General features: G+C 65.6%; 1 protein-coding gene. It reads left to right on the top strand.

The window, feature by feature from the left end; translation table 11 throughout:
- Positions 1–22: 22 nt before the first annotated feature.
- On the top strand, positions 23–1,147 hold a 1,125-nt coding region (gene purF / locus ACSFA3_RS24875), incomplete at its 3' end, for an amidophosphoribosyltransferase (protein WP_435508028.1).

Below are 1,147 nucleotides of genomic sequence, written 5' to 3'. Positions count from 1 at the left end.
CCTGCCCTGAGAGGAATCGTTCATGTGTGGAATCGTCGGCGTTGTCAGCAGCGCACCCGTCAATCAGCTGCTCTATGACGCGCTGCTGCTCCTGCAGCATCGCGGCCAGGATGCCGCTGGCATCGTGACCTTGCTCGAACGCAAGTTCTTCATGCACAAGGCCAAGGGCATGGTCCGCGACGTGTTTCGCACGCGCAACATGCGCGCGCTGCCGGGCAACGTGGGCCTGGGCCAGGTGCGCTACCCGACCGCCGGCAATGCATACAGCGAGGAAGAGGCCCAGCCCTTCTACGTGAACGCGCCGTTCGGCATCGTGCTCGTGCACAACGGCAACCTGACCAACGCGCATGCGCTGCGTTCGGAGCTGTTCTCCACCGACCACCGCCACACCAACACCGAGAGCGACTCCGAAGTGCTGCTCAACGTGCTGGCGCACGAGCTGGAGCGCTCTTCGCGCGGCGTGCCGTTGCATCCGGCCGAGGTGTTTGCTGCGGTCAAGAACATGCACAAGCGCCTGCGCGGCTCGTACGCCGTGGTGTCGCTGATCGCCGGCCACGGCCTGCTCGCTTTCCGCGACCCGTACGGCATCCGCCCGCTGTGCATGGGCCGCAGCGCCGACGGCACCGTGATGGTGGCGAGCGAATCGGTCGCGCTGGAAGGCTCGGGCCATGTGTTCGAGCGCAACATCAACCCGGGCGAGGCCGTGTTCATCGACCTCGTAGGCAACGTGCATTCGATGCAGTGCGCCGAAGCGCCGACGCTGAACCCCTGCATCTTCGAATTCGTGTACCTCGCGCGTCCGGACTCGGTGCTCGACGGCATCTCGGTCTACCAGGCGCGCCTGAACCTTGGCGAGACGCTGGCCAAGCGCGTGGTGTCTACCGTGCCGCCGAACCAGATCGACGTGATCATCCCGATTCCCGAGTCGAGCCGCCCGAGCGCCACGCAACTCGCGCACCTGCTGGGCGTGCCGTACCGCGAAGGCTTCGTGAAGAACCGCTACGTTGGCCGCACCTTCATCATGCCGGGGCAGGGCGTGCGCAAGAAGTCGGTACGCCAGAAGCTGAACGTGATCGCCAGCGAATTCAAGGGCCGCAACGTGCTGCTGGTCGACGACTCGATCGTGCGCGGCACTACCAGCCGCGAG

The organism is Variovorax glucosi (assembly GCF_051216695.1).
In the GTDB taxonomy this organism is placed as follows: domain Bacteria; phylum Pseudomonadota; class Gammaproteobacteria; order Burkholderiales; family Burkholderiaceae_C; genus Variovorax.
Note: the sequence above shows the minus strand (reverse complement) of the source record. Positions and strands in the feature narration are given on the sequence as shown.